Annotated in this window: 20 protein-coding genes and 1 pseudogene; 7 read left to right on the top strand and 14 right to left on the bottom strand. The window is 71.9% G+C overall.

Annotated features, from left to right (window positions below):
- Positions 1–41: 41 nt before the first annotated feature.
- The 3 genes and pseudogenes from EMA17_RS02895 to EMA17_RS02885 all read right to left on the bottom strand — a co-directional run bounded on the left by EMA17_RS02895 (position 42) and on the right by EMA17_RS02885 (position 4,319).
- A complete protein-coding gene (locus EMA17_RS02895) occupies positions 42–914 on the bottom strand; it encodes an ABC transporter permease (RefSeq protein ID WP_174861290.1) in 873 nt (290 codons plus the stop codon).
- 158 nt (positions 915–1,072) lie between these two features.
- Positions 1,073–1,816 (bottom strand): annotated as a pseudogene (locus tag EMA17_RS02890) (ABC transporter ATP-binding protein); the annotation flags it as partial.
- A gap of 490 nt (positions 1,817–2,306) precedes the next feature.
- On the bottom strand, positions 2,307–4,319 hold the full coding sequence (locus EMA17_RS02885; protein WP_371862957.1) for a PQQ-dependent sugar dehydrogenase: 2,013 nt from the start codon (positions 4,317–4,319) through the stop codon (positions 2,307–2,309).
- Between the two features lie 511 nt (positions 4,320–4,830).
- Here EMA17_RS02885 and EMA17_RS02880 point away from each other — a divergent pair.
- Together EMA17_RS02880 and EMA17_RS02875 are read left to right on the top strand one after the other, a co-directional pair.
- Positions 4,831–5,922 (top strand): polyprenyl synthetase family protein, encoded by a 1,092-nt coding sequence (locus EMA17_RS02880; protein WP_126635241.1) that lies wholly within the window; start codon positions 4,831–4,833, stop codon positions 5,920–5,922.
- 265 nt (positions 5,923–6,187) lie between these two features.
- A complete protein-coding gene (locus EMA17_RS02875; RefSeq protein ID WP_218042603.1) occupies positions 6,188–7,789 on the top strand; it encodes a chitobiase/beta-hexosaminidase C-terminal domain-containing protein in 1,602 nt (533 codons plus the stop codon).
- Between the two features lie 344 nt (positions 7,790–8,133).
- Here the strand turns inward: EMA17_RS02875 and EMA17_RS02870 are convergent, their stop codons facing one another.
- The 4 genes from EMA17_RS02870 to EMA17_RS02855 form a co-directional block, all read right to left on the bottom strand.
- Positions 8,134–8,985, bottom strand: coding sequence for an SDR family NAD(P)-dependent oxidoreductase (locus EMA17_RS02870; RefSeq protein WP_126635239.1), 852 nt, complete (start codon positions 8,983–8,985; stop codon positions 8,134–8,136).
- Positions 8,986–9,211: 226 nt separating this feature from the next.
- On the bottom strand, positions 9,212–10,384 hold the full coding sequence (locus tag EMA17_RS02865) for a 4-hydroxybenzoate 3-monooxygenase (RefSeq protein ID WP_126635238.1): 1,173 nt from the start codon (positions 10,382–10,384) through the stop codon (positions 9,212–9,214).
- Between the two features lie 172 nt (positions 10,385–10,556).
- Positions 10,557–11,324, bottom strand: a complete 768-nt coding sequence (locus EMA17_RS02860; RefSeq protein WP_246126399.1) for an AraC family transcriptional regulator — start codon at positions 11,322–11,324, stop codon at positions 10,557–10,559.
- A 205-nt stretch (positions 11,325–11,529) separates the two neighbouring features.
- Positions 11,530–12,201, bottom strand: a complete 672-nt coding sequence (locus EMA17_RS02855) for a PadR family transcriptional regulator (RefSeq protein WP_126635236.1) — start codon at positions 12,199–12,201, stop codon at positions 11,530–11,532.
- Positions 12,202–12,366: 165 nt separating this feature from the next.
- Between EMA17_RS02855 and EMA17_RS02850 the strand changes: the two genes are divergently transcribed.
- Both EMA17_RS02850 and EMA17_RS02845 read left to right on the top strand, forming a co-directional pair.
- The gene (locus EMA17_RS02850) at positions 12,367–13,305 is read left to right on the top strand and encodes an ATP-binding cassette domain-containing protein (protein WP_126635235.1); all 939 of its coding nucleotides are present in this window, start codon (positions 12,367–12,369) and stop codon (positions 13,303–13,305) included.
- Positions 13,302–14,126: an ABC transporter permease gene (locus EMA17_RS02845; protein ID WP_126635234.1), complete on the top strand. Its 825-nt coding sequence runs from the start codon at positions 13,302–13,304 to the stop codon at positions 14,124–14,126. The genes EMA17_RS02850 and EMA17_RS02845 overlap by 4 nt, the downstream gene beginning before the upstream one ends.
- A 67-nt stretch (positions 14,127–14,193) precedes the next feature.
- Here EMA17_RS02845 and EMA17_RS02840 read toward each other — a convergent pair whose 3' ends face one another.
- The 5 genes from EMA17_RS02840 to EMA17_RS02820 form a co-directional block, all read right to left on the bottom strand.
- On the bottom strand, positions 14,194–15,855 hold the full coding sequence (locus EMA17_RS02840) for an FAD-binding dehydrogenase (protein ID WP_126635233.1): 1,662 nt from the start codon (positions 15,853–15,855) through the stop codon (positions 14,194–14,196).
- Between the two features lie 177 nt (positions 15,856–16,032).
- Complete coding sequence (gene uxaC, locus EMA17_RS02835; RefSeq protein ID WP_126635232.1) at positions 16,033–17,436, bottom strand: glucuronate isomerase; 1,404 nt, start codon at positions 17,434–17,436, stop codon at positions 16,033–16,035.
- Between the two features lie 71 nt (positions 17,437–17,507).
- Positions 17,508–18,218, bottom strand: coding sequence for a nickel pincer cofactor biosynthesis protein LarB (gene larB / locus EMA17_RS02830; protein WP_126635231.1), 711 nt, complete (start codon positions 18,216–18,218; stop codon positions 17,508–17,510).
- On the bottom strand, positions 18,211–19,056 hold the full coding sequence (gene larE, locus EMA17_RS02825; protein ID WP_246126398.1) for an ATP-dependent sacrificial sulfur transferase LarE: 846 nt from the start codon (positions 19,054–19,056) through the stop codon (positions 18,211–18,213). The genes larB and larE overlap by 8 nt, the downstream gene beginning before the upstream one ends.
- Before the next feature lie 115 nt (positions 19,057–19,171).
- Positions 19,172–20,548, bottom strand: coding sequence for a mannitol dehydrogenase family protein (locus EMA17_RS02820; protein ID WP_126635230.1), 1,377 nt, complete (start codon positions 20,546–20,548; stop codon positions 19,172–19,174).
- A 99-nt stretch (positions 20,549–20,647) separates the two neighbouring features.
- On the opposite strand from EMA17_RS02820, the gene EMA17_RS02815 reads away from it, so the two are divergent.
- The 3 genes from EMA17_RS02815 to EMA17_RS02805 all read left to right on the top strand — a co-directional run bounded on the left by EMA17_RS02815 (position 20,648) and on the right by EMA17_RS02805 (position 24,301).
- The gene (locus EMA17_RS02815; protein WP_126635229.1) at positions 20,648–21,877 is read left to right on the top strand and encodes a lactate racemase domain-containing protein; all 1,230 of its coding nucleotides are present in this window, start codon (positions 20,648–20,650) and stop codon (positions 21,875–21,877) included.
- Entirely contained in the window at positions 21,874–23,100 is a 1,227-nt protein-coding gene (gene larC, locus EMA17_RS02810; protein WP_126635228.1) for a nickel pincer cofactor biosynthesis protein LarC, read from the top strand. Before EMA17_RS02815 ends, larC begins: the two co-directional genes overlap by 4 nt.
- Positions 23,101–23,254: 154 nt before the next feature.
- Positions 23,255–24,301, top strand: a complete 1,047-nt coding sequence (locus tag EMA17_RS02805) for a LacI family DNA-binding transcriptional regulator (protein ID WP_126635227.1) — start codon at positions 23,255–23,257, stop codon at positions 24,299–24,301.
- A gap of 28 nt (positions 24,302–24,329) precedes the next feature.
- On the opposite strand, the gene EMA17_RS02800 is transcribed toward EMA17_RS02805, so the two are convergent.
- Positions 24,330–24,977, bottom strand: coding sequence for an SGNH/GDSL hydrolase family protein (locus EMA17_RS02800; RefSeq protein ID WP_126635226.1), 648 nt, complete (start codon positions 24,975–24,977; stop codon positions 24,330–24,332).
- A 94-nt stretch (positions 24,978–25,071) separates the two neighbouring features.
- Positions 25,072–25,887 carry a sugar phosphate isomerase/epimerase family protein gene (locus EMA17_RS02795; protein ID WP_126635225.1) on the bottom strand — a complete coding sequence of 272 codons (816 nt, stop codon included), beginning with the start codon at positions 25,885–25,887 and terminating at the stop codon, positions 25,072–25,074.
- Positions 25,888–25,995: the final 108 nt, after the last annotated feature.

Below are 25,995 nucleotides of genomic sequence, written 5' to 3'. Positions count from 1 at the left end.
GGCCGGGCACGAAGGGGCCCGGCCGAGGTGGTGACGTCGGGTCAGGACTGCCCGGGGCCGCGGTCGCGCGGCGCCCACGGGGTGCACAGTCGGCCCACGCGGCGGATCAGTTCGGAGAACAGCACGCCGACGATGGCGACCACGATGATCCCGACGAACATCGCGCGGTTGTCGAAGAGTTGCCGCGAATTGAAGATCACGTAGCCCAGGCCCTTGTTGTCGGGCGAGGCGATTCCTTCGGAGGCGATGATGACCAGGACCGCGACGCCCGCCGAGATCCGCAGGCCCACCATCACCTGCGGCAGCGACGCGGGCAACAACACGTGCCGGAACATCTGCCAGGGTCCGGCACCGAAGACCGCTCCGGCCTCGCGGTAGCCGTCGGGCACGGCGATGACCGCGGCCATCGTGGCGATCCATACGAAGAAGAACACCGTCACCGCGACGAGCGCGATGTGCGGCGCCTCGCCGAGGCCGAACATGGTCATGAAGATCGGGAGCAGCGCGAGCTTGGGCACCACGTACAGGGCGTCCAGGGTGGGTTCGAGCGCGGCCCGGATCAGGGCGTTGGTGCCCATCAGGAGGCCGACGACGAACCCGCCGAGGGCGCCGATCGCGTAGCCGGGCAGGACCCGGGCGAGTGTGGCCCACACGTCCGGCCACAGTTTGCCGTCGACGGCGTCGGACCAGCCGTCCGCGACGATGGTCGAGGGCGCGGGGTAGAGCCGGTCGTCGATCCACCCCTGGTTCGCCGCGAGTTGCCACCACAGCAGGAGCAGCACGGGAACGGCGACGGCCAGGCCGACCTCCAGGAGTCGGCGTCGGGTCCGCGCCCGGCCCGGGTCACGCTCCGCGGCGCCCGGCTCGCGGACCAGCACCCGGATCGGCGCGGCGTCCTTCACGGTGATCGTCACGGTGCGACCTCCTCCTTGCGCGTGCCGCCCTGTTTCGGCTCCCGGTCCGTTCGCCGGTCCGGGTCCGTTTCGTGGTCCGGGTCCGTCTGCCGGTCCGCGCCCGTCTCCCGGTCCTGCTTCGACTGCCGCTTCCGGTCCGGCTCCCGCTCCCGGCCGCTCGCCTGTTCGACCTCTCCGCGCAGCAGTTCCCACAGTTCGGCCTGCATCGCGGCGAACTCCGGTGACCTGCGCACCTCTCCGGTGCGGGGGCGGGCGAACGGCGGTACCCGCTCGGCGATCAGACGACCCGGGCGCGCGGACATCACCAGGACGCGGTCGCCCAGGACCAGCGCTTCCTCCAGGCTGTGCGTGACGAACAGGACGGTGCGCTTGTCGGCCTGGCAGATCTCCAGGAGTTCGTCCTGCAGGATCGTCCGCAGTTGCGCGTCCAGGGCCGCGAACGGCTCGTCCATGAGCAGGATTTCCGGCTCGACCGCGAGGGCCCGCGCGATCGATACCCGCTGCTGCATACCGCCGGACAGGGCCGCGGGGTAACGGTCGGCGAAGTCCGCCAGTCCGAGTCGGCCCAGCCAGTCGCGCGCTCGAGCGTTCGCCTCCTTGCGGGGCACCCGACGCAGGTCCAGGCCGAACCGGACGTTCGCCAGTACCGTCTTCCACGGGCTGATGCCGTAGTTCTGGAACACCATCGCGGCGGGGTTCGCGGTCGCCGCCGTCACCTCGACCCGGCCGGCGGTCGGCTTGACCAGGCCGGCCACGATCCGCAGGAAGGTGGATTTGCCGCACCCGGACGGACCGACGATGCAGCAGAACTCTCCGGCGGCGACCTCCAGTTCGAGGGGGCCGAGCGCGTGCACGCGGCTCGCGCCGCGACCGAACCGGCGCTCGACCCCGGCAGCTCGGATCCGGCCGGCCTGCGCGGCCGGCTCGGGCGGTTCCTGGCCCACGTGTCTCACCCCTGAAGTCCGTACGATCCGTCGTTCCTTGCAACCAGTGCCGTATGCGCCCGAGTTCGAGCACACTCGATGCCCGCACCGGAGTCGATCATTCCGCTCGACCGGCGTGACGATATGACGATGCGTCAGATTTCACAATCGATAAGATCGACAAGATGACATCGATCTCGCACGCGGCGCCGCCGCGGATCGAACGGGCGGCTGCCCCGCGGGGTCGTCGACTCACCCACGGCACTCGTGGACGGATCGTTGGATGTGCGCCCGGTCCCGGCGGCCTTGCGGCCCGACGCCCCGACGCGCTCGCCGAATTCGTTCGGCGAGCGCGTCGGGGCGTGAGTCGGCCGTCTCGGCCGTCGGTGGCGCCGAGGTGGTTTGCCGTACCCGCGACCGGGCATGGGGTGCCCGGTGTGGGCGATCCCGGTCGGGGCGGGGGGAGGTGTCAGTTGTCGGGCGGTGGTGGCGCGGTGTCCCGGTGCGGCGAACCGGTGCGGGCCTGCTTGCCAGCGGAGGCCGTGCCGGTCGGCTCGGCCTCGGCGGGTCCCGGGGCGACCGAGCCCGAGTAGACGATGTCGATCAGCAGGATCCGGTCGTTGCCCGCCGTGCCGTCCTTGTCCGTGGACGTGGTGAGCCAGATGTCCCCGTCGGGGTCGACCTCCACGGTGCGCAGCCGGTCGTACGTCCCCTCGAAGTACGCCTTCTGCTCGACCAGGTTGGAGTCGGCGTCGATGCGCATGCGATAGACGCGCTCGCCCCGGGTGGTGGCCACGAACACGTGGTCGTTGATGACGGTCAGGCCGCTCGGCGACGCGGACGACACCGGCCAGGTCTTCTTCGGCGCGATGTATCCGGCGCAACTGCCCTCAGTGCCTTGGCAGTTGGGCCAACCATAGTTGCCGCCCCGCTGGATCAGGTTGACCTCGTCCATGATGTTGTCGCCGAACTCCGCCTGCCAGAGGCGGCCCTTGGAATCGAAGTCCAGGCCCTGCGGGTTGCGGTGCCCGATGGACCAGACGGCGTTGCCGAACGGGTTGTCCGACGGGATGGAACCGTCCGGGTTGATGCGCAGGATCTTGCCGTTGAGGGAGTTCTCGTCCTGCGCCCGGGAATCGTTCTGGGCATCGCCCATGCCGGCGTACAGCTTGCCGTCGGGGCCGAAGCGAAGCCGTCCGCCGTTGTGGAAGCGGCTCTTGGCCATGCCGTCGAGCAGTACCTTGTAGCCGCCGAGCGTGTTGTTCTCCAGTTTCATCCGGGCGATGCGGTTGCCGTCGGAGGAGGTGTGCAGGAAGTACACGTAGTGGTCGGTGGCGAAGTTCGGGGAGACCTCCACACCCATGAGACCGCCCTCGCCGCCGGTGGTCTGCGAGTCGGGCACCTTGCCGAGCTTCGTCTTCCGGCCGGACTTGGTCAGTCGGTAGACGTCGAAGGTGTTCCGCTCGGTGTAGATTCCGGAGCCGTCCGGCAGGAACGCCACACCCCAGGCGACGTCCACACCACTGGCCAGGGTCGTCACGGTGCCCGGATCGGGGACGCCGCCCGCCTGGGACCCGGCGGTGGTGACGCCGATCTCCGGGCCGAACGCCGACCGGTTGCCCTTGGCGTCGAAGGCCCGCACCTTGAACCGGTACGCCGTGGCGGCCCGCAGGCCGGCGACGGTCGTGGACGCGACTTCCGAGGTGCCGGCGGCGGCGCCGTCACGGTAGATGTCGTACCCCGTGACCTGCACGTTGTCGGTGGACGGCGTCCAGGCCAGATCGACGCTCGTCGCGGTCCCGCCGGTGGCGCGCAGCCCCTGCGGCACACTCGGCGCCTCGCCGTCGGGCGGCGCGGGCAGCGTGGCGATGGTGACCGCGTTACTGGCGTCCGAGACGTTCGGAACGGCGTCGCGCGCGAAGACGGTCCAGTCGTAGCCGGTCCCGGGCGTCAGGCCGGTGACCGTCGTGGCCAGTGTGGAGCCGTCGACCTGCTTCATCAGCTGGCCGTGCTGGTAGACGTCGTACCCGGTGACCTTCACGTTGTCACTGGCCGCCTCCCAGGCGAGGGACACGGAGGTGGTGGTCGGCTCCTTGTCCTTGCGCAGGTTCTTCGGGGCCGTGGGCTTCTCGGTGTCGGCCGGGCCCTGCGGGGTGACGATCAGGCTGTCGAGGTTGGGGCCGTCCACGCCCGAGGTGGTGGCGCGGATCCTGTTGGTACCGGCGACCAGTGCCGTCGTGACGGAGGCCGTCTTCCAGGTCGTCCAGGCGCCGGTGCCGGGGAAGGAGAGGTCGTCGGCGGCCTGCGTGCCGTTGACCGTGATGTCCAACGGCCGGTCGACGGAAGTGCCGTTGGCGTAGCGGAAGTCGAGCTTCGTGGCGCCCGGTTGCTCGGCCCGGACGGTGAACTCGACGTACGCGTCGGAGACCGCGTCGAAGTTCACGAAGCCGGTGCCGGTGTGGCCGGCGTGGTTGGACTCCACCTTGCCCTTGGCGACTTGGGCGGCCTCGGCCTCGTACGTGGCGGCGGCACGAGGGAGGGGGGCGGAGTGGGCGGCGGGCAGGGCCACGCAGAGCGAGGCGGTGGTGGCCGCGGCCACCAGGGCGCCGAACGCCCTCGACGGCCGGGGTTTGCTGCGTCTCACGGTGTCCTCCAGCGAAGAGGGGCCGAGCGCGGGGGCGACTCGGCGACTCGTGGTGCTCCCCGGGCGGGTCCGCTGCGAGCGTCTTCGTGGCAGGCGATGTCCGGCAACGGTCGTCCACGCGGGGGAAGTTGGCGCTGGACCTCGATAGTTAGGAAACTTTCCTATCCGGTGATGGAGCACGCTAGGGCCCGGTCGGGCACCTGTCAACGGGTCACGCGCCACGGACCGAGGGCCATCGGACGAGGCAGGTACGCGCGGACCCGAGGCGTCGGGTCGGTTTACGCCGCGTGGTCGGCGGTACCGGCCCGGTCGTGAGCGGGTCCTCGTGACGGCGTGCAACCCTGGTTCGGTGAACGACGCCCTCACCGCCGCCCTACACCGCGCGAACGGCCACCAACAGCGGTTCGAAGTCCGCTTCGCGGCCTGTTTCGACGCCCTGACCGATCCGGCGAGCGGCGCCTTGGACCTGCCGCCGCACGGCGCGTTTCCCCGCCAGGCGCTCGACCTGGTGCGCGAGTTGTCGCTGCGCGGCGGCAAACGCCTTCGGGTCGCCCTGCTGCACGAGGCCGCCGCGCTGGTCACGGACGAGGTGGTGCCCGGGCTCGACGACGCCGCCGTGAGCATCGAACTGCTGCACACCCACGCCCTGATCCACGACGACATCATCGACGACGCGCCCGTACGCCGAGGCGGCCCATCCACCTACTACGCCTACCGCGACCGATTCCCCGACCGGCCCGACGTCGCCCTCGCCCTGGCCGTCCTCGCCGGCGACCTGGCCGCGTTCCTGTCCATGCGCGTCCTCCTCACCGGCGACCTGCCACCCGCCCGCGTCCCGGCCATGGCCGCCGTTCCCGCCGAGGCCGGGGCCGCCATGGTCAGCGGGCAGATCCTGGACCTGGAACGCGACTTTTGCCCCGCCGCCGACATCGGGTTCCTGCACACCGTCACCGAATACAAGTCGACCCGCTACTCGGTGCTCGCCCCGCTGCGCCTGGGCCTGCTCGCCACCGGCGCCGATATCGCTCCGTACGAGGGCGAACTGCGCGCCTACGCCACCGCGGTGGGCATCGCCAACCAGATCCACGACGACTGGCTGGACCTCTTCGGCGACTCGGCGGTCCTCGGCAAACCCCTCGGATCCGACATCCGTACCGGACGACGCAGCTACGTCGTCCGCGCCCTGCTCGCGGCGGCCGACGACGCCGAACGCAAGGTGGTGGACGCGGTCCTGGGAGATCCGTCCTGTGACGACGACGCCCTCGACCGGATCCGCCGGATCGCACGCGCCCACGGCATCGACCGCGACCTCCGCGCCGACGCCGAGCACCACGCGCGGGAAGCGGCGGCGCGGACCGGCACGTGGGGTGGGCGATGGCGGCCGGACGCCGTGGCGTTCTTCGCGCACCTGCCGGCCTGGTCCGTCACGCGCGATCGGTAGGCACCGACCCCGTCCGCCGATCGGGCGGGGTCGCCCTTCGTCGGCAGCGGCGGGAGCGGGGTTCGGGAGTACCCGCGGGCCCGACCCCAACCGTCGGACGTTCATGATCACTTCACCGGAACGTCGATTCGAACGTGCCTCGGATCGACATGGCCCGCATAGCCTCTCTGGACCGGACCGGTTATCCATACGTTATAAACCGCGTGGAGAAGCCGTGTCGTCACCGGAACCAGAGAACAGGAACCCCGTGAGACTCGCCCCTCTCGTGATTGCCGCAGCCTCCGTCGCGCTCGTCTCCCCCGCCGTCGCCCCGGCCGTCGCACAGGCCGATCCCGCCACCCCGTCCGCACCGCACGTCACCGTCCCCGGCGGGCGCTACGAGCACGCGGTGGACGTGAAGTTCCAGGTCGCGCGCGGCACGACGGTGCGCTACACCCTGGACGGCACGACCCCGACCCGCGACAGCCGCGTCTACTCCCCCGGCCGTCCGCTGCGGATCGACAAGGACACCAACGTCACGGCGGTCGCCTTCCACGGCAACCGGGCCAGTGTCCCGGTGTCGTACGGCTATCTGATCAAGACCGCCGAGAAGCCCCTCGCCCGCCTGGTCGTGATGTCCGACGTCCACGTCGGCGGCCACGCCGCCAACGACAAGAAGTACGAGAGCTTCTTCGACACCATCGGATCCGTCTTCCCCAAGCCGGACGCGATCCTGCTGAACGGCGACATGATCAACGACAACGGCGACGGCAAGGGTCCCGATCACAAGATCGTCTCCGAGATCTTCCAGGCCAACCTGGCCCGCAAGCGCATGACCGACACGCAGGTGCTGATCTCCACCGGCAACCACGACGACAGCCTGGCCGCGATACGGGCCGGCTACCCCAAGGCGTGGTTCCCCGACTCGGGCGGCGGCTACTACGACTCCCAGGTGAACGGCCTGCACGTGCTGACGGTCAACACCGAGACGTACAACTCCGACACGGCCCAGCGCGCCTGGCTCAAGCAGCGACTCGCCGCGATCACCGCCGACCGGGCCTACGCCGGCAAGCCCGTCCTGGTCCAGGGCCACCGGCCCGCCACGGACACGGTCATGGACGGACAGCAGGCGAGCAACCCGCGCCTCACGGAGGACCTGAGCGCGTTCCCGCAGGCCGTCTACTTCTCCGGCCACTCGCACCTGAACATCAACGACGAACGTTCCATCCAGCAGCGCGACTTCACCTCGGTCAACGACGGTTCGATGTCGTACGTCGAGATGGACCACGGCTACCAGATGGTCACCGAGAAGGGTCTTGCCGACCGGTTCGAGTCGCCGACCGCGCAGGCGCTCTTCGTCGAGGTCTACAAGGACCGTACGGAGATCGCGCGGGTGAACATGGCCGCGGACAAGCACGACATCTACACCGACGGCAAGTGGTCGGCGAGCTGGCAGCCGCCGTACGCCAGCGCGGGCACCCTGAGCGGTCCCACCTGGACCGTACGCCTCAAGGGCTCGACGAACCAGCAGATCAAGGACAACTTCACCTACACCAAGGCCGCGCGCAACACCGTGGCCCCGAAGTTCACCACGCGTCAGCCGCTGTCCGCGGTGCGCGACGCCAAGGGCGGCACGGCCGTGCGGATCGCCCAGGCCACGGACGACCAGATGGTGCACCACTACAACGTCGACATCACCGACGCGGCGACGGGGAAGTCGCTCGTCTCGTCCAAGGTCTTGTCGGACTACTACTTCATGCCCCGTCCGAACACCCTCGACATCCCCGTACCGGGCACCGTCGCGCGCGGCCGCTACGTGGCCCGGGTCGTGGCCGTGGACGCGTACGGCAACGCCTCGCCGGCGGCATCGCTCACATTCGGCAAGTAGGCGAAGCGGGAACACGGACCGGCCCCGCTCCGTCCCCGTCCCGCCACCCGGCCGGGTCGCGCGTCGCCATCGACCGCGACCCGGCCTTCGGCGTTCGCCGCCCTCCGCGAGGCCGCCCGCACCGCCGCACCCGACGAAGTCGTCCGCCCCCGGCCGAAGATCGCCGCGCTCCGCCGCGAGATCTGACCATGCCCGACGTCGACGCCTTCACCGCCTCGGCGGCGACGGCCACACTCGCGGATGACGCCGCCGGCCCTACCGGGGCCGGCGGACGCCGTACCGTCACCGAGGCCGCATTCCGGCACGCGACGCGTCCGTCGGCGCGCGTCCCGCCGGTCCGGGACTCACCCGTCGGCCGGCATCGATCCGAACGCGCCGAGCAGTTCGTCGAACTCCGCCCGCAACAAGGGCTCGTGGGCGTCGGCGCCCGGCAGCACCCAGAACCTGTCCTCGCGGATCGCCGCGGCGACCTGTTCGCCGGCCTCCGCGGCGCTCATCGCCCCCGCCTGCGACCTGCGCATCGCGTCGATCACGTCCCGGGCGGACGGCGTCGGCCCGCCGTCGCCGGGAGGCTCCTCGTCGGCGTCCGCGGCGGGGCGGGCGCCGACCCGGTCGAGCATGTCGGACCGCACCTTGCCCGGACACAGCAGCGACACCCCGACCGCGGTTCCGCCGAGTTCGGCGCGAAGTCCCTTGGTCAGGCCCACGATCGCGTGTTTCGTGGTGCCGTAGGGCCCGGTCATCGCGCCGCCGATCAAGCCGCCCATCGACGCGGTGTTCACGATGTGCCCGCCTTCCGGTTGCGCGAGCATCAGCGGAACGAACGTGCGCACGCCGTGCACGACGCCCCACAGGTTGACGTCCACGACCCACTGCCAGTCGACGAGTTCGGTCTCCCACTGTCTGTTCAACGTCCACACCCCGGCGTTGTTGCAGACGACGTCGACTCGTCCGAACCCGGCCGTCGCGGCTTCCGCGAGGGCCCGGACGGCAGCTGCGTCCCGCACGTCGGTGGGCACCGCCAATACCTCCGCGCCGGCCGCCCCCAGCATCGCCGCGGCTTTCTCCAGCCGCGCCGTGTCCGTGTCGGCCAGGACCACGCGCATCCCGTCGTCCGCCAGAGCCCGCGCAATGCCGTAGCCGATCCCACCGGCCGCCCCGGTGACCACACCGACCCGTCCCGCAAGTTCCCGCATCGTGCCTTCCTCCCATCCGGACGACCCGCGCCGGCGGCCGCGCCCGCGCGTCCACCGCCCCGGAGCCCGAGACCCCGCGTACGAGGCCCGCGACCATCGGGACCGGACATCCGACCGGAATCGGCCGGCGAATCGCCCTCTCCTCCAGTCTTTCGGCCGCGTCAAATCCGGTGCCCTCGACGGCGGGGACGGATCCGTTCACCCCGGCCCCGGAGCGAATCGGTCTTCAGTTGGTGCCGGCGGTGAGTTCGCCGAAGAGTTTGTGCGCCGTGGGGGAGGTGAACAGGCGGGTCATCTCCGCGCGGGCGATCTGCTTGCGGAATTCTCCTTCGTAGGAGGTGTCGCCCGCGTTGTGCATGAGGTCGGTGATCCAGGCGGCGAACGCCTGGTAGTTCCAGATGTGGCGCAGGCAGTCCGCGGAGTAGCTCTCCAGCAGGCTCGCGTCGTCCTCGTGGATTCGGGCGAGGACGGCGCGGGCGAGGACGTCGGTGTCGTGGAGGGCGAGGTGGATGCCCTTCGCGCTCATCGGCGGGACGATGTGGGCCGCGTCGCCGAGCAGGTACAGCCTGCCGTGGCTCATCGGGTCGAAGACCACGCTGCGCAGCGGGACGACCTGCTTGGCGAGGATCTCGCCGCGCGCGACGGGAGTGCCGAAACGGGCTTCGAGCTCGTTCCAGACGCGCTCGTCGGGCCACTGTTCGGGGGTGTCGTCGACCGGGCACTGCAGGTAGATGCGGGTGGCGTCGGCGCCGCGGGGGATCATGCCGGCCAGGCCGCGTTCGTGAATGGCCATGCCCATGGGGTCGGTGGGCACCGCGGCCCGGACCGTGAGCCAGGAGTAGCCGTACTCGTGGGAGTACTCGGTCGACACGTCGGCGGGGATGGCGGATCGGGTCACCCCGTGGAAGCCGTCCGCGCCCGCGATGAAGTCGCAGGTGACGACGTGCGCCGTGCCGTCGGGGTCGCGGTAGCCGACCGTGGGCCGCGGGCCGTCGACGTCCCGCAGGTTAACGTCGAGGGCTTCGAAGCGCAGGTCGCCGCCCCCGGCCAGGAACGTGTCGGTCAGGTTGCGGACCAGGACGTGTTGGGGGACGAACATGCCGTCGTCCTCGTCGTGTTCGATGTCCATGGGCATCGCCCGGCCGTCGATGAAGAAGCCGCCCTCGTCCTGCGGGATGGGGTCGCCCTCCAGGACCTCGCCGAGCCCCCACCTGCGGATGACGCCCACGCCGAAGCTGTCGATGGCTCCGGCGCGTTGGCGCCGGTCGACGTATGCGCGGCTGCGCTTTTCCAGCACGACGCAGCCGACGCCGTTGTTCAGCAGGATGTTGCCGAGCGTGAGGCCGGCGACTCCGGCCCCGACGATGACGACGGGGGTGTTCTCGTGTGTCTCGACCATGTGTTCCGGGGCTCCTCGGATCGGGAGGCGGTGGGCCCGCCGCCCGGGTGGTGTGGTGTGCGGACCACCACCCTGTGCTCCGGCCCGGGGGTCCCACCACCGGCAGACCGACACCCGATACCGAAAACCCGCCAATCCTGGGGAGTTCGGGATTCCCGGGGAATCCCCGCGCCTACGGCACGGCGGGGCTGTTGCGCAGAGCCGCCTGATAGGTGCCAGGGGTCTGGCCGACGACCTCGTTGAAGGCGTCGATGAAGCCGGAGGGATTCGACCAGCCGCATGTCACCGCGGTGTCGGTGACCGACATGCCGTTGGTGAGGTGGGCCAGCGCGTGGTGGATGCGCAACATCGTGCGCCACTGGTGGAAGCTCATGCCCAGTTCGGCGTGGAAGAGGCGGCTGAGGGTGCGCTCACTGGCTCCCGCGGCGCGTCCCGGTTCGGTCAGGGTCGCCGGCCGCGCGGGGTCGGCATGCAGGAGGTCGGTGACCGTGCGCAGCCGGTCGTCGTCGGGTTCGGGCAGGTGCAGGGACTGCGTCGGGGCGTCGCAGAGTTCGTCGACGACCACGGCGAGCAGTCGTCGGTGGGCGCCGGGGCGGGCCTCGGGGCGGCCGTCGGTCAGGACCAGGACGGCCTCGCGCAGCAGTGGGCTGACGGCGAAGACGCCGGGGTGTTCCGGGAGTCGGCCGCACAGGTCGAGCGGGATCGTCAGCAGGCGTGCGTTGCTGCGGCCGTAGAAGCGGTGGCCGTGGGCGAAGCCGGGTGGCGTCCACGTCATCCGGTTGGCCGGGGCGACCCAGGTCCCGCGCACCGTCGTGGTGGCCAGTGTCCCGGCGGCGGCGTAGACGAGTTGGCCCTGGTCGTGGGTGTGCGGGTCGAGGTGGTAGCCGTGCGGGAGCCATCCGGCGCCGCTGACCATGTCGCGCGGCTCCGACGAGGACATCGGAGAAGGTTGGCGGGTTTCCGGCATCGACTGTCACTCTACCGGCGGTACGCGGGTGGGAGCGGGCCGGACGGTGGCGTTCGTGAGCGCCGACCACCGGACACACGGCCGAGCCGCCCTCCGGCCGCGGCGCGTCCCCGAACCCGGCCGCCGCGTGCGCCACCGGGCGTCCGGCGAGGGCGTCGTTCGGCCCGGGGTATCCGGGTCAGCCACGCGGGCGCGCCGGCTCCCCGTCGTCGCGGGTGTCGTCCTCGGGGTCCGGGCGCGTCGCGTACGGGTTCGGCTCGTCGTTCGCGAGCACGCCCACGAAGGGTTCGCCCTCGCCCGCGAACGTGTACGCGCCGCCCGCGATGCGCTCGATCAGACCCCGCGTCCATTCCGCGCCGGCGTCGGCCGAGTGCACCCACATGTTCATGATCTCGCCGATGTGCCCGAGCTGTTCGAGCCCCTCCTCCGGCGTGTAGTAGTCGGTGACCGAGGACCGCCACCGCTCGAGTCCCGCGACCCGCTCCTCGAGGAGCGCGACGGCCTCGGCTCGCGGCAGGTCGACGATGAAGCCGATGCCGGCCGAGAGTACGTCGGTCTTCTGTTCGTGCGAGCTCAATGCCTCGCGAAGCAGGGTGAAGTACTCCTCGGTTCCCTTGTCGTTGATCTCGTACTCGACGCGGGGCGGGCCGCCGACGGTGCTCGGGGCGACGTCGTGTGCGACGAGGAGTCCCTGCTTCGCCATCTGCTTGAGCGCGTGGTAGATCGAGCCCGGCTTGGCGTTGGACCACTCGTGGGCCCCCCAGTACTCCAGGTCGTTGCGGACCTGGTAGCCGTGCGCCCGTCCGTGCTGGCGGACCGCACCCAGGATCAGCAGCCGGATCGCTGACATGCGCATCTCCTCTTCGGGCAATTTTGCCGCTATCACTATACAAGTTTGACTAGCGAGCGTGGCGCCGGGTGTCGTCGGGATGTAATCAAGTTTGACTAGACGGCCCGGGACGCCGTACCTTGCCTCTCTAGTCAAGTTTGACCACTGACTTCCAGGGAGGCTGTCTTGGCTGACCACGATCCGGCGATCGTCGTCGAAGGACTGCGCAAGAGGTATGGGGACAAGCAGGCGCTGGACGGCCTCGATCTCACCGTCCGAGCCGGGACCGTGCAGGGGATCCTCGGCCCGAACGGCGCCGGCAAGACCACGGCCGTACGCATCATGTCCACGCTGCTGCGCCCCGAGGAGGGACGCGTCGAGGTGGCGGGAATCGACGTCCGGACCCGGGCCGACGAGGTGCGCTCACGGATCGGGCTGCTCGGCCAGAACGCCGCGGTCGACGAAGAACTCGGTGGCCGCCAGAACCTGGAGATGTTCGGCCGCCTCCACCACCTCGGCGCCCGCCGCGCCCGCACCCGGGCCGACGAATTGCTGGCCCGGTTCGGGCTCGCGGACACCGGCGACAAGGCCGTCGGGCGGTACAGCGGCGGCATGCGGCGTCGGCTCGACCTGGCGGCGTCGCTCATTTCCCGGCCGCAGGTGCTCTTCCTGGACGAGCCCACGACCGGGCTCGACCCCCGAGGCCGCGCGGAGGTGTGGAACGCGGTGCGCTCACTGGTGGGCGGCGGCACCACCGTTCTGCTGACCACGCAATACCTGGAGGAGGCCGACCAGTTGGCCGATCGGATAGCGGTGATCAACCACGGGAGGGTCGTCGCGGAGGGTACGCCGGACGAGCTGAAGTCCGAGACCGGCGGTGACCGCATCGACGTGGTCCTGCGCGACGCGGGCCGGCTGGCACACGCGGCCTCGCTCCTGCCCGGTGACGTGGTGGTCGACGAGGACCGGCGCATGGTCGGTGCCACGATCACCGACCGGATGGCCGCGCTGACCGAGACCGTGCGGGTGCTGGAGGCGGCCGGCATCGAGGCCGAGGACATCGTGATGCGCCGGCCGACGCTCGACGAGGTCTTCATGCACCTGACGAAGGAGGACGCCGTATGAGTGCGATTCACGGTGCGGGCACGGCGCACGGTGCGGGTTCGAAGCCGATCTGGGCGGTCGTCGACTCCTGGACGATGACCAGGCGCGAGTTGGCCCGCTGGGCCCGCCAACCCGTGCAGGTGGTCGTCGGCCTGGTCTTCCCGGTGATGATGCTGCTGATGTTCGGCTACCTGATCGGCGGCGGGCAGGGCGTCGCCGGGGACTTCCGGGCCTACCTGGTGCCCGGCATGCTCACCATGACCATGGCGTTCGGCCTCGAGGCGACGATGCTCGCGGTCACCCAGGACCTCGGCAAGGGGGTCATCGACCGGTTCCGCTCGATGCCGATGAACTCCGGCGCGGTCCTGGTCGGACGGAGCATCGCCGACATGTTGCAGTCGGCGGTCGGCCTGACCGTGATGATCGCGGTCGGATACGCCATCGGCTGGCGCACGCACGAGGGGTTCGCCTCCTTCCTGGGCGCGGTGGGACTGCTGTTGCTGCTGCGGTTCGCGATGTTGTGGGTCGGCATCCACCTGGCGATGGTCGCGGGCCGGCCGGAACTGGTGCAGGCGGTGCAGATCCTGGTCTGGCCGGTCGGTTTCCTCTCCAACGCCATCGCCTCGCCCGCGTCGATGCCGGCGTGGCTGGGCGCGATCGTGGAGTGGAACCCGATGTCGGCGACGGCCACCGCGGTCCGGGATCTGTTCGACAACCCGGGCGCGGGCGGCGACTCCTGGGCCGCGACCCACGCGGAACTCCTCGCGGTGGCCTGGCCGTTGGCGTTGATCGCGGTGTTCGCCCCGCTGGCGGTGAAGCGGTTCCGGGACCTGAGCCGCTGACGGCCCCGGAATCGGACCCGGGCCCGACGTTCGGCGGGCCCGGGTCCGGGCGGCGGACGACGGCGCCTCACGCGAGGCGCCGCGCCGACGCGCGTCCGGCCGCGCGACCGGAGAAGATGCAGCCGCCGAGGAAGGTGCCCTCCAGGGCGTTGTAGCCGTGGACGCCGCCGCCACCGAAGCCGGCTGCCTCACCTGCCGCGTACAGGCCCGGGATCACCTCGCCGTCCGGGCGCAGCACCCGTGCGTCGAGGTCGGTTTCGAGGCCGCCGAGGCTCTTGCGGGTGAGGATGCGCAGGCGTACGGCGATCAGCGGACCGTGGGCGGGGTCGAGGAAGCGGTGCGGCTTGACGACGCGGGTGATCTTGTCGGGCAGGTAGGCGCGGGCGTTGCGGACGGACATCAATTGGAGGTCCTTCCCGTACGGGTTGGCCGCCTCGCGGTCGTGGGCCAGCACCTCGCGCTCGATGTCGGCGTGGTCGAGGGGCGTGTCGGGGGTGAGCGCGTTCATGCCGTCGACGAGGGCCCGCAGGTCGTGGCGGACGACGAAGTCCTCGCCGTGGTCGAGGAAGGCCTGTACCGGACCCGGGGCGCCCTTCTTGACCCGGGAGAGGGCGAGTTTGAGGTCCTTGCCGGTGATGTCGGGGTTCTGTTCGGACCCGGAGAGCGCGAATTCCTTCTCCACGATGGTGCGGGTGAGCACGAACCAGGTGTGGTGGTGTCCGGTGGCGCCGATGTGGCGCAGTGTGGCGAGGGTGTCGTGGCCGGGGAACAGCGGTGCGGGCAGGCGTTTGCCGGTGGCGTCGAACCACAGCGAGGACGGGCCGGGGATGATCCGGATCGCGTGGTCGGGCCAGACGGGGTCCCAGTTCTTGATGCCTTCGGTGTAGTGCCACATGCGGTCCCGGTTGACCAGGGACGCCCCGGCGCGTTCGGCGGCGTCGAGCATCCGACCGTCGACGTACGCGGGCACCCCGGTGATCATCTCGGCCGGCGCGGGGCCGAGCCGGTCGACCGGCCAGTGTCCGCGGACCCGTTCGTGGTCGCCGCCGATCCCGCCCGAGGTGACCACGACGGCCCCGGCGCGCAGTTCGAACTCCCCGGCCGCCTCGCGCGAGGAGCGCACCCCGCGCGGCGCGTCGTCGGGCACGAGTACGGTGCCGCGCACACCGGTGACCGCGCCGTCCTCGACCACCAGGTCGTCGACCCGGTGCCGGAACCGGAAGTCGACCAGACCGCGTTCGGCCGCCGCGAGCACCGGTTCGCGAAACACCCGCACCACCTCCGGGCCGGTACCCCAGGTCAGATGGAAGCGCGGTACGGAGTTGCCGTGCCCGGTCGCGGTGCCACCGCCCCGCTCCGCCCACCCGACCGCGGGGGTCAGCCGCAGGCCGAGTCCGTGCAGGTAGGCACGTTTGGCACCGGCGGCGAAGTCGACGTACGCCTCGGCCCACCGACGCGGCCACCGATCCTCACGCTCGCGATCGAAGCCGGCCGAGCCGAGCCAGTCGGCCAGGGCGAGTTCGCGCGAGTCCTTGATACCCATACGGCGCTGCTCGGGACTGTCCACCAGGAACAACCCGCCCAACGACCAGAACGCCTGACCACCCAGGTTGGCCTCGTTCTCCTGGTCCACTACGATCACCCGCCGCCCCGCACGGGTGAGTTCGTACGTGGCCACCAAGCCGGCCAGGCCGGCGCCGACGACGATGACGTCCGCGTGATCGATCACAACGGAACCTCCCTGGTGAATCCCGGATGAACCTGACGCGCGTGAACACGGAGGCATACGGCAATCATCGTGCCGCCTCCCACCCGAGGCTGGGAAACCCGGGGGAACTCGGAGTGGGCGAGTTCGTGCTCGGCCGCGCGGTCTCGCCGACGGCCGCACGCCGCGCGAGGGTTGTGGTTACAGTTTGAAGGCCCTCCGGGGGTTGGTGGTGACCAGGTCCACGGCCGTTTCCATTGCCTCGTCCTCGTCGAGTCGGTGTTCGGTGACCAGTTCGGCGAGGTAGCCGCAGTCCAGTCGCCGTGACATGTCGTGGCGGGCGGGGATGGAGCAGAAGGCTCGGGTGTCGTCGACGAAGCCGGATGTCCGGGAGAATCCCGCCGTCTCGGTGACCGCGCGGCGGAAGCGGCGGATGGCGTCGGGGGCGTCGAGGAACCACCACGGGGCGCCCGCGTAGACCGAGGGGTAGAACCCGGCCAGCGGGGCGATCTCCCGGGTGAAGACGGTCTCGTCGAGGGTGAACAGGATCAGGTGGAACCCTTCGGCGGTTCCGTACCTGTGCAGCAGCGGACGCAGGGCGTCGGTGAACTCGGCGCGCAGCGGGATGTCGTGGCCGGTGTCGGGGCCGTACCGATGGTGGGTGGGCGCGTGGTGGTTGCGGCGCACGGACGGGTGCAGGGTCATCACGAGGCCGTCGTCGCAGGACATGCGGGCCATCTCGAGGAGCATGTGTCGACGGAAGGCGACACCCTCGGCCTCGCTCGCCGTGCCCTGTAGAGCGGCCTGGTGAATGCGGGCGGCCTCGCCGTGGGTCAACGGTTCGGTGCCCACGTCCGGGTGGCTGTGGTCGGCGGAGGTGGCGCCGTGTGCGATGAAGTGGCGTCGTCGGTCCTCCAACGCCCGGATGTAGCCGTCGTAGTCCGAGGTGTCGATGTCCGCGGCCTCGCCCAGGCGCGCCACGGCCGCGGCCCAGCCCGCACCGGGTTCCAGGTAGCGGTCGGGGCGGAAGGTGGGCACGACCCGCGCCGTCCACTCCGGGTCGGCGGCCAGTGCCCGGTGGGCCGCCAGGTCGTCCGCGGGGTCGTCGGTGGTGGCCAGCACCTCGATGCCGAAGCGGCGGAACAACGCCCGCGGACGGTAGGCCGGATCGGCCAGCCGCGCGGCGATCCCGTCGTAGATCCGGTCGGCCGTGGCCGCGGCGGGGCGCTCGGTCACACCGAAGATCTCGACGAGTTCCGCCTCCATCCAGTAGCGGACGGGGGTGCCCCGGAAGGCGCTCCAGTGCGCACACATCGCGCGCCACGCCCGGCGGGCCTGTTGTTCGGGCAACGGCCCCTGCCCCACCCCGAGTTCGTCCAGCGGGACGCCGCAGGCGTGCAGCAGGCGCGTGACGTAGTGATCGGCGGAGATCAGCAGACTCGCCGGATCGTTGAACGGCCGGTCGTCGACCAGCAGTCGAGGGTCCACATGACCGTGCGGCGACAGGATCGGCAGGTCGCGGACGGCTTCGTAGAGCCGGCGGGCGACGGCGCGTGCCGGTGCGTCGACGGGCAGGAGCCGGTCGGGATGGAGTGAGGAGGGCATACCCCGAATGGTTGTCCGGGGCCGGAGAGCACGGCAATCGGTTGTCATGTGTTGCCGCGAGGCGGGGCCGCTCACTCCGGGCCGGCCGACCCCCACGTCGCGGCGTCGGCCGCGGGCGTCACGGGTGCCGCGATCTGCGCGGCGAGGTGCCCGGCCCCGAAGCCGTTGTCGATGTTGACGACCGCGACCCCGGGGCTGCACGCGTTGAGCATGGACAGCAGGGGGGCCACGCCGCCGAAGGCCGCTCCGTAGCCGACGGAGGTCGGCACCGCGACGACGGGTGCGGCGACCAGCCCCGCCACCACACTGGGCAGCGCGCCGTCCATGCCCGCAGCGACCACCACGACCCGGGCGGAGCGCAGCAGGTCGAGCATGCCGATCACGCGGTGGAGTCCGGCCACGCCCACGTCCACGGCCGACTCGCAGCGCCGGCCGAGATAGCGGGCGGTCAGTTCGGCCTCCAGCGCCACCGGGAGGTCGGAGGTACCCGCCGCCAACACGACCACGAGACCTCCCTCCGGGGCGGGCGGTACGGGCGGCCACACCAGCAGCCGGGCCTGCGACTCGTGCCGGGCGTCGGGCAGTTCGGCGAGCACGGCCCGCGCGTGCTCGGGTCCGGCGCGGGTGAACAGGGCCGGCGCCCGGCCGTGCTCGCGCAACTCGGCGGCGATCGCGCCCACCTGCTCCGGGGTCTTCCCCTCGCAGAAGATCGCCTCTGGATATCCCCTGCGGTCGATCCGCTCGTGGTCGAGACGTGCGAACGATTCAGTCGTTTCAGCCATGGCGAACTCCGATCAGGGAAAGCGTGAAGGCGCCCGATCGCAGGCCCGCGAGGTCGACGGCGACCGTCCGGAACCCGGCGGCCCGGACCACCGCCAACGCCGCCTCGCGCCGTTCGCCCGCGAGCGCCGCGATCTCGGCGACGGGCACCTCGATCCGTGCGATATCGCCGTGGTGGCGGACCCGGCAGTCGCCGAAACCCAGCCCCCGCAGGCCCCGTTCCGCCGCCTCGATCTGTCCCAGCTTGTCCGGTGTGACCTCGCTGAAGTGCGGGATCCGCGAGGCCAGACAGGGCGCGGCCGGCTTGTCCGCGCACGGCAGGCCCAGCGCGGCGGCGATCCGGCGGACCGCCGCCTTGTCCAGGCCCGCGTCGGCGAGCGGGCGCAGCACCCGGTGGCGCACGGCGGCCTCGGCACCGGGGCGGTCCGCGCGCACCACGTCGTCGGCGTTCTCCCCGTAGGCGACGGCCGTCAGACCGTGCGCCCGGACCACCTCGGCGGAAATGCGGGCGAACAACTCGTCCTTGCAGTGGAAACACCGGTCGGGGCCGTTGGCCCGGTACGCCGGCAGGTCGCCCTCATGGGTGACCACCTCGACCACGCGCGCCCCGATCGTCGCGGCGACGCGCAGGGCCGCCGTACGCTCGTCCGCGGCGAGGCTGGGCGAGACGCCGAGCACCGCGACCACGCGGTCGGCGCCCAGCGCTCGCACGGCCAGGGCCAGCAGCACGGAGGAGTCCACTCCCCCGGAGAAGGCCACACCGAGCCGTCCGGGCGTGTGGAGCAGTGTGCCGACGCGGTCGACGGCCTCGCCGTCGGTGTCGGACAGTCCCGGGAGCATGACGTGCTTCTCCTGTTCGAGGTTGGTGTGACGGTTCGCCGCCGTCGGGTCCGCGCCGGCCGGTCCGCGCCGGCGCGTGCGCGGCGCGTGCGCGCGCCGCCGACGACGACTTCGTTCAGTCGAGTTCCCAGGCCCGGGCGGTGAGCGCCTCGACCAGTTCGGTGTCCCCGGCCAGGGCGGGATCGAGGAAGGCCAGCACCGCGTGCACGGCCTCGGCCGGTGATCCGGTGAGCACCGGCGCGGCGCCGTCCCGTACGGGGATCCCGTTTTTTCCGAGCAGGTGCAGCAACCACGCGGCGACGACGCGGATCGCGCCCGGCGGCATCGCCCCGGACGCCCGCTCGGCGTAGAGCGTCGGAAGAACGCGCACCGGGATCTTCTGCGCCCCGTCCTCGGCGATCTTGGCGAGGGTGTGCCGGATGCGCGGGTTCGCGAAGCGGTCCGTCAGCGCGGCCCGATAGGCGGTCAGCACCGTTTCCGGGAAGTCCAGGTGGGCCGAGGCCTCGTCCCACCATTCGCGCACCCAGACCCGGCAGACCGGATCGGCCACGGCCTCGGCGACGGTGGCGTGCCCGAGGAGCGGCGCCGCGTACGCCAACAGCGAGTGTGCGCCGTTGAGCAGCGACAGTTTGCGTTCCTCGTACGGCGTGACGTCGGCGACGAAGCGGGCCCCGGCGTCCTCCCAGCGCGGCCGCCCGGCCGGGAACTCGCCACTGAGCACCCACTCGGTGAACGGCTCGGTGACGACGGGGGCTTCGTCGGGCCGCCCGGTCGCGTCGCGGACGGCGGCCACGTCGTCCGGCGTGGTCCACGGGGTGATCCGGTCGACCATGGTGGCCACGTACGAGGCGTGTGCGGCCGCCTCGCGCCATTCGGGGCGCCCGATCGTGTCCGCCAGTTCGCCGATCATCCGCGCGGTGACCTCGCCGTTGCCCGGCAGGTTGTCGCACGGCACGACGGCCACGGGGCCGCCGCCCGCGCGCCGCCTGGCGGCCAGCCCGGCCAGCAGCCGTGCGGCGACCGTCGACACCGGGGCCGTCGGATCGGCGCGCAGCGCGGCGATGTCGGCACTCACGTCGGCGCGTCGGGTGTCCAGGCCGCCCCCGGAGGCGCGGGCGTACGCCGCCTCGGTGACCGTCAGGGTGACCACCGCGAGTTCCGGCCGCCGCCAGTGGTCCAGCCACGCGGCGTGGTCGCCGCCGGGGTGTGCCGAGGTGAGCGAACCGACCACCTCGAAGCGGTCGCGGTCGGGCGCGCGGGTGACCACCGTGTAGAGCCCGTCCTGCGCGGTCAGCCGCTCGGCGATGGTGGTGCTGCGGCCGGTGAACGCCGCGATCCCCCACCGGTCGGCGTCCCCGGCGTGCTCGGTGTACCAGGCCTGATGGGCTCGGAAGAAGCCGCCCAGGCCGAGATGGAGCATGCGCACCGGCGCGGCGGGGCGTCCGTCGACCGCGCGGGACAGCGGCCGGGTCGCGGAGTGGGGGCTTGACATGACGGCATGTTCGCCGCCGTCGGCCCGGCGCGGCAACCGGTTGCCATGTGTTGCCCCGGGCACTTGCACCACGTCGGACACCATGGTCCTCTGGCCGCCATGACAGCACAGATCGGTGGGCCGGGCACCGTCCTGGCCGAGGACCGGGTGCGAGCCTTCGTCGCCGAACAACTGGCCGGCGAGGACCTCGACGGCCGGAGCGTTTGCCTGGTGGTACCCGACGGCACCCGCAGCTGCCCGCTTCCGCTGCTGCTCGCCGCGGTGCACGAGGCGCTGTACGGCCGGGTCTCCCGGTTGACGGTGCTGGTCGCGCTGGGTACGCACGCGCCGATGGGCGAGGCCGAACTGGCCGCCCACATCCCTCCGTTGCCCGGCATGACCGTGCTCAACCACGAGTGGTGGGAGCCGTCGACGTTCGCCTCGGTCGGCACGATCGGCGCCGACCGGGTGGCCGAGTTGTCCGGCGGGCTGCTGCGCCGAGAGGTCGACGTGCGCCTGAACCGGGCCGTCGTGGAGCACGACGTGGCCCTGGTCGTCGGCCCGGTCTTCCCGCACGAGGTGGTCGGTTTCTCCGGCGGGGACAAGTACTTCTTCCCCGGCGTCGCGGGCGCCGACATCATCGACCTGTCGCACTGGCTCGGGGCCCTGATCACCAGTGCGGAGATCATCGGCACGCGCGGCATCACCCCGGTGCGCGCGCTGATCCACGAGGCGGCCGCGCTGATCCCGAGCCGCCGGCGCGCGTTGTGCGTGGTGGTCGAATCCGGCACCGGGGCGCTGCACGCGATGGCGTACGGGACCCCGGAGGCGGCGTGGTCGGCGGCGGCCGACGTGTCCGCGCGGGTCCACGTCCGCTACCTGGACGCGCCCGTACGGCGGGTGGTGTCCGTGATCCCGGAGAAGTACGAGGACATCTGGACCGCGGCGAAGGGCTTCTACAAGCTCGAACCGGTCGTCGCGGACGGCGGCGAGGTCATCCTCTACGCGCCGCACGTGCGGACGATCGCCGCGATGCACCCGGAGATCGAGCAGATCGGCTACCACTGCCGGGACTACTTCACCAAGCAGTGGGACCGCTTCAAGCACCTGCACTGGGGCGTCCTGGCGCACTCCACCCACCTGCGCGGCGCGGGTACGTACGACGAAGAGCACGGCGAGCGCTGCCGGTTGACCGTCACCCTCGCGACCGGCATTCCCGAAAACGTCGTCCGCGGCGCGAACCTCGGCCATCTGGACCCCGCCGAGGTGGACTTCGCGGCGTTCGCGGCCGATCCGGACACCCTCGTCGTGCCGCAGGCGGGCGAGATCCTGCATCGGTTGCGCCCGTGAGGGCCGCGTGGATCGACGCGTCCGCAGGCGTCGCCGGGGACATGCTGCTCGCCGCCCTCGTCGACGCCGGGGCCGCGTTGAACACCGTGCGCGCCGCGGTGGAGGCCGTGGTCCCCGGCGAGGTGCGCCTGGAGCGGACGCGGGTCACCCGCGCCGGTATGCGGGCCACCCGGATCGACGTGACGCCGAGTGCGCACGACCACGCACACCGCACGTGGCGGGACGTACGCCGCCTCATCGAGCGGGCTCCCCTGGCCGATCCGGTCCGCACGTCGGCACTGGCCGCCTTCGCCCGCCTCGCCGTCGCCGAGGCACACGTACACGGCACCACCACGGAGGAGGTGCACTTCCACGAGGTGGGTGCCTGGGACTCCATCGCCGACGTCGTCGGTGTGTGTGCCGCGCTGCACGATCTCGCCGTGACCGATCTGACGGCGGGTCCCGTGGCGTTGGGCTTCGGCCGCGTCGCCACCGCCCACGGCGAACTTCCCGTCCCCGCTCCCGCGGTGGCCGAACTCGCGGCCGAGTGGCAGGTGTTCGCGGGCGGCGAGGGCGAACTCGCCACCCCGACGGGCCTGGCGCTGCTGACCACCCTGGCGCGCGAGTGCTCGCCCCTGCCGCACCTGCGCCTGGAGCGCACCGGCGTCGGGGCCGGCAGCCGGGACACTCCCGGACGCCCCAACGTCACCCGCGTCTTCCTCGGCACCCCGGTGCCCGCCACGACCGTCGACGCCGGCGGAGAGGCCGTCGTCCTGGAAACCAACATCGACGACCTGGACCCACGCGCGTGGCCCAGCGTCCTCGCCTCCCTCATCGAAGCCGGCGCCTCGGACGCCTGGCTGACCCCCATCCTGATGAAGAAGGGCCGCCCCGCGCACACGCTGTCCGTCCTGTGCCCCTCGCAGGGTGCCGAACCCCTGCGCGACGCCGTCTTCCGCCTCACCACCACCCTGGGCGTCCGCGAACGGCCGGTCCGCAAGACCGAGCTGCACCGCGGCTGGACCCACGTGGACGTGCTCGGCGACCGTCTCCCCGTCAAGGTGGGCCACCGGGGCGGCAGAATCCTCCAGGCGACGCCCGAGTTCGCCCCCGCCGCCGAACTCGCCGCCCGGCTCGGCCTTCCCGTCCACGTCGTCCTCGCCGCCACCACCACCGCCGCCCACCGGGCGGCCCTGACCACCGGCGCCCCCACCCCGCACACGCTCACCCCCGAACCCGCCTGATGCCCCGGCGCCGTCACGCGGTGGGTGGCGGCGTCGAAACGGGGTACAGTGCGCTGCCTCCCACCAACCCGTGGGCGGCCGCGGCATCGTCCGACGACCGGTGTCGCCGCCCCGGACCCGGGGCCTTCCCGCGAGAACGGAAGTGAGAGATCCGGTGAGCGAGCATGACGGCGCACCGACCCCCGCGACCGGCGGGAAGGCGCCGACGATCTACGACGTCGCCCGGGCCGCGGGGGTGGCCGCGTCCACCGTGTCCCGGGCGTTCGCCAGACCCGGCCGGGTCAACGCGGCGACCGCGGAGCGCATCCGGCGGGTGGCCGCGGAGCTCGGCTACCGGGTCAATCCGTTGGCGTCGGGGTTGCCCACCGGCCGCACCTCGATGCTCGCGCTGGTGGTCTCCGACGTGACCAACCCGTTCTACGCCGAGATCATCCGGGGTGCCGAGTCGGCCGCCGCCGAGGCCGGCTTCGTGCTCCTGCTGATCGACGCCCAGGAGAGCGACCGGGTGGAACGCGCCAGTCTGGAAAGGGCGTTGCCCGCCGTCGAGGGACTCGTCCTGGCGGGTACCCGGCTGTCGGACTCGGCCATCCGGATGACCGCGAAGCAGCGGCCGGTGGTCGTGCTCAACCGCGACGTCGCCGACGTCCCCAGCATCACCCTCGACAACCCGCACGGCATGCTCGTGACCGCGGAACACCTGGCCCGGCTGGGTCATCGCACGGTGACCTACGTGGCCGGCCCGGAGGCCTCGTGGGCGGACGGGATGCGGGTGCGGAGTCTGCGCGAGGCGGCGGCCGGGCTGGGCCTGCGGGTACAGCGCGTGGGCCCGTTCGCGCCGACGGTCGCGGGCGGGCGCGAGGCCGCCGACGCGCTCCCCGAGGACCTGCCGACCGCCGTCGTGGCCTACAACGACCAACTGGCGATCGGCGTCGTGCTCGCTCTCCAGGCACGCGGCGTGCACGTTCCCCGGGACGTCAGCGTGGTCGGCTTCGACGACATCTTCCCGACGCGCATCGTCCGGCCCGGGCTGACCACCGTCGCCGCCCCGCTGCGCGCCCAGGGACGGGCCGCCGTCGACGCGCTGCTGTCCTCGCGCGGAAGACCGGCACCGCACACCGGCAAGCCGATGACCCTGCCGGTCAAGCTGATCGTCCGCGACTCGACGGCCCGGGCCCGGCGCGGCCCGCGTCCGAGCGGATAGAGCGGTACGGGGTCTCGGACCTCGTCGGCTACCGCCGTGCGTCGTGGGCGACGGGAGCGACCTCGGCGAGCCACGCGTCGGCGATCAGCCGATGCCCCAGCGGGCTCGGATGCACCCCGTCCGGGGCCAGTTCCGCCGACTCCCGCTCCTCTGCCGCACGGGGCAGCAAGAGGTCGGCGCGCACCACCCGGGCCGCGTTGCGCGCGGCCACCCGCAGCACGGCGTCGGTACGCGGCGACAGGTCCTCGAACCAGCGTTCCTGGTCCGGTCCGACCGGGAGCAGGAACGGGGTGATGACGACCAGCCGTGCGGACGACTCCCGCGCGGTGGCCGCGAGCAGCCGGTCCAGGCACGCCTCGAACTCGTCGACCGGACTGGGGAGATCGCGGTCGTAGCGGCGCCACGTGTCGTTGATGCCGATCTTGACCGTGACGACCGTGGGCCGGTGGTCCAGGACGTCGGTGCTCCAACGGGATTCGAGGTCGTACACGCGGTGCCCGTTGACGCCCCTGTTGACGACACGGGGGCCGGGTCCGTCCTGCGCCCGCTCGCGCAGGGTCCGGGCGATCTCGTGCACGTATCCCCCGCCGAGCGACGCGGGATCGGCGCGGTCGCGGCCCGCGTCGGTGATGGAGTCGCCGATGAACAGGAGCGTGTCGTCGTCCTTGAAATGCATGCCTGCCGTCCTGGCGTCGATGGTTGGGCGGGTGACGGGACATCCCCTGCGTGGCCCGCCGAATCACAGTCTCGACCATGCCGGGTCGAGGGGTTCATCCTGCGGCGCGCCTCAGCGTCTCGGCCTCGCGCGCCAGCACGGCGGGGTCGTCGCCGGGAACGAACTCCAGGAGTGCCTCGAGGCCCCGACCCGCCAGTCGGCCCAGGGCCGCGACCCACAGGTCCCGGCGGTCCGCGAGCGGCAGCCGGTTGTTGCCCGGCCACCACGAGAAGACGTGCACGGCGGTGACCCGTTCGCCGAGTGCGACGAGTCCGGCCAGCGCCTCCTCGTCGGGGGTGTTCTGCGGCGGCTGCCAGTACGTGCGGACGTTGTCCGCGTCCACCTCGTCGAGCAGCCGAATGGTCGAGGCGACGGTGTCGGTGAGCGTGTTGCCGTGGAATTCCGTCGCGAGTTCCAGGCCGTGGTCGGCAGCGATCCGGGCCGCCTCGCGCAGGCCGCGCACGGTTTCGTACCGCTCGTCGGGCCGGGCCTCCCGCGATCCGGTCGCACCCGCCCAGACCCGGATCCGGGGTGCCCCGAGCAGCACGGCGGCCCGGGCGACGGAGGGGAACCCGGCCAGTTCGGCGGGGCCGGCGCGAAAGTAGGAGCCGTACGAGCAACACACCAGCCCGTGGCGGGCGGAGACCTCACGGACCGCGCGGACCGCGCCGGGCTGCTCCGCGGGCGCGTGCACGTCCGCGCCCCACTCGATCACCTCCAGGCCCGCGTCGACCGCGCGGCGCGCGACCTCGGCGGCGGGCAACCGGCGGAAGGTGACCGAGCACAGGCCCGGACGGATCCGCCCGGCGTCCGGCGCGGCCGACGGGAGCGGAGGGTGGTCCGCCGCGTTCCGTTGGCTCTCCTCGGTCATGGCCCTGCCTTCCTGCGGTCGGCCTGTGGATGCTCTGCGGGGTGCGAAGCGGCCCGCCCGGACGGGGCCGGGCGGACCGCTTCGCAGGCACGGGCGGGGTCGGGTACA

This window comes from Embleya hyalina (genome assembly GCF_003967355.1).
Classification (GTDB): Bacteria; Actinomycetota; Actinomycetes; order Streptomycetales; family Streptomycetaceae; genus Embleya; species Embleya hyalina.
Note: the sequence above shows the minus strand (reverse complement) of the source record. Positions and strands in the feature narration are given on the sequence as shown.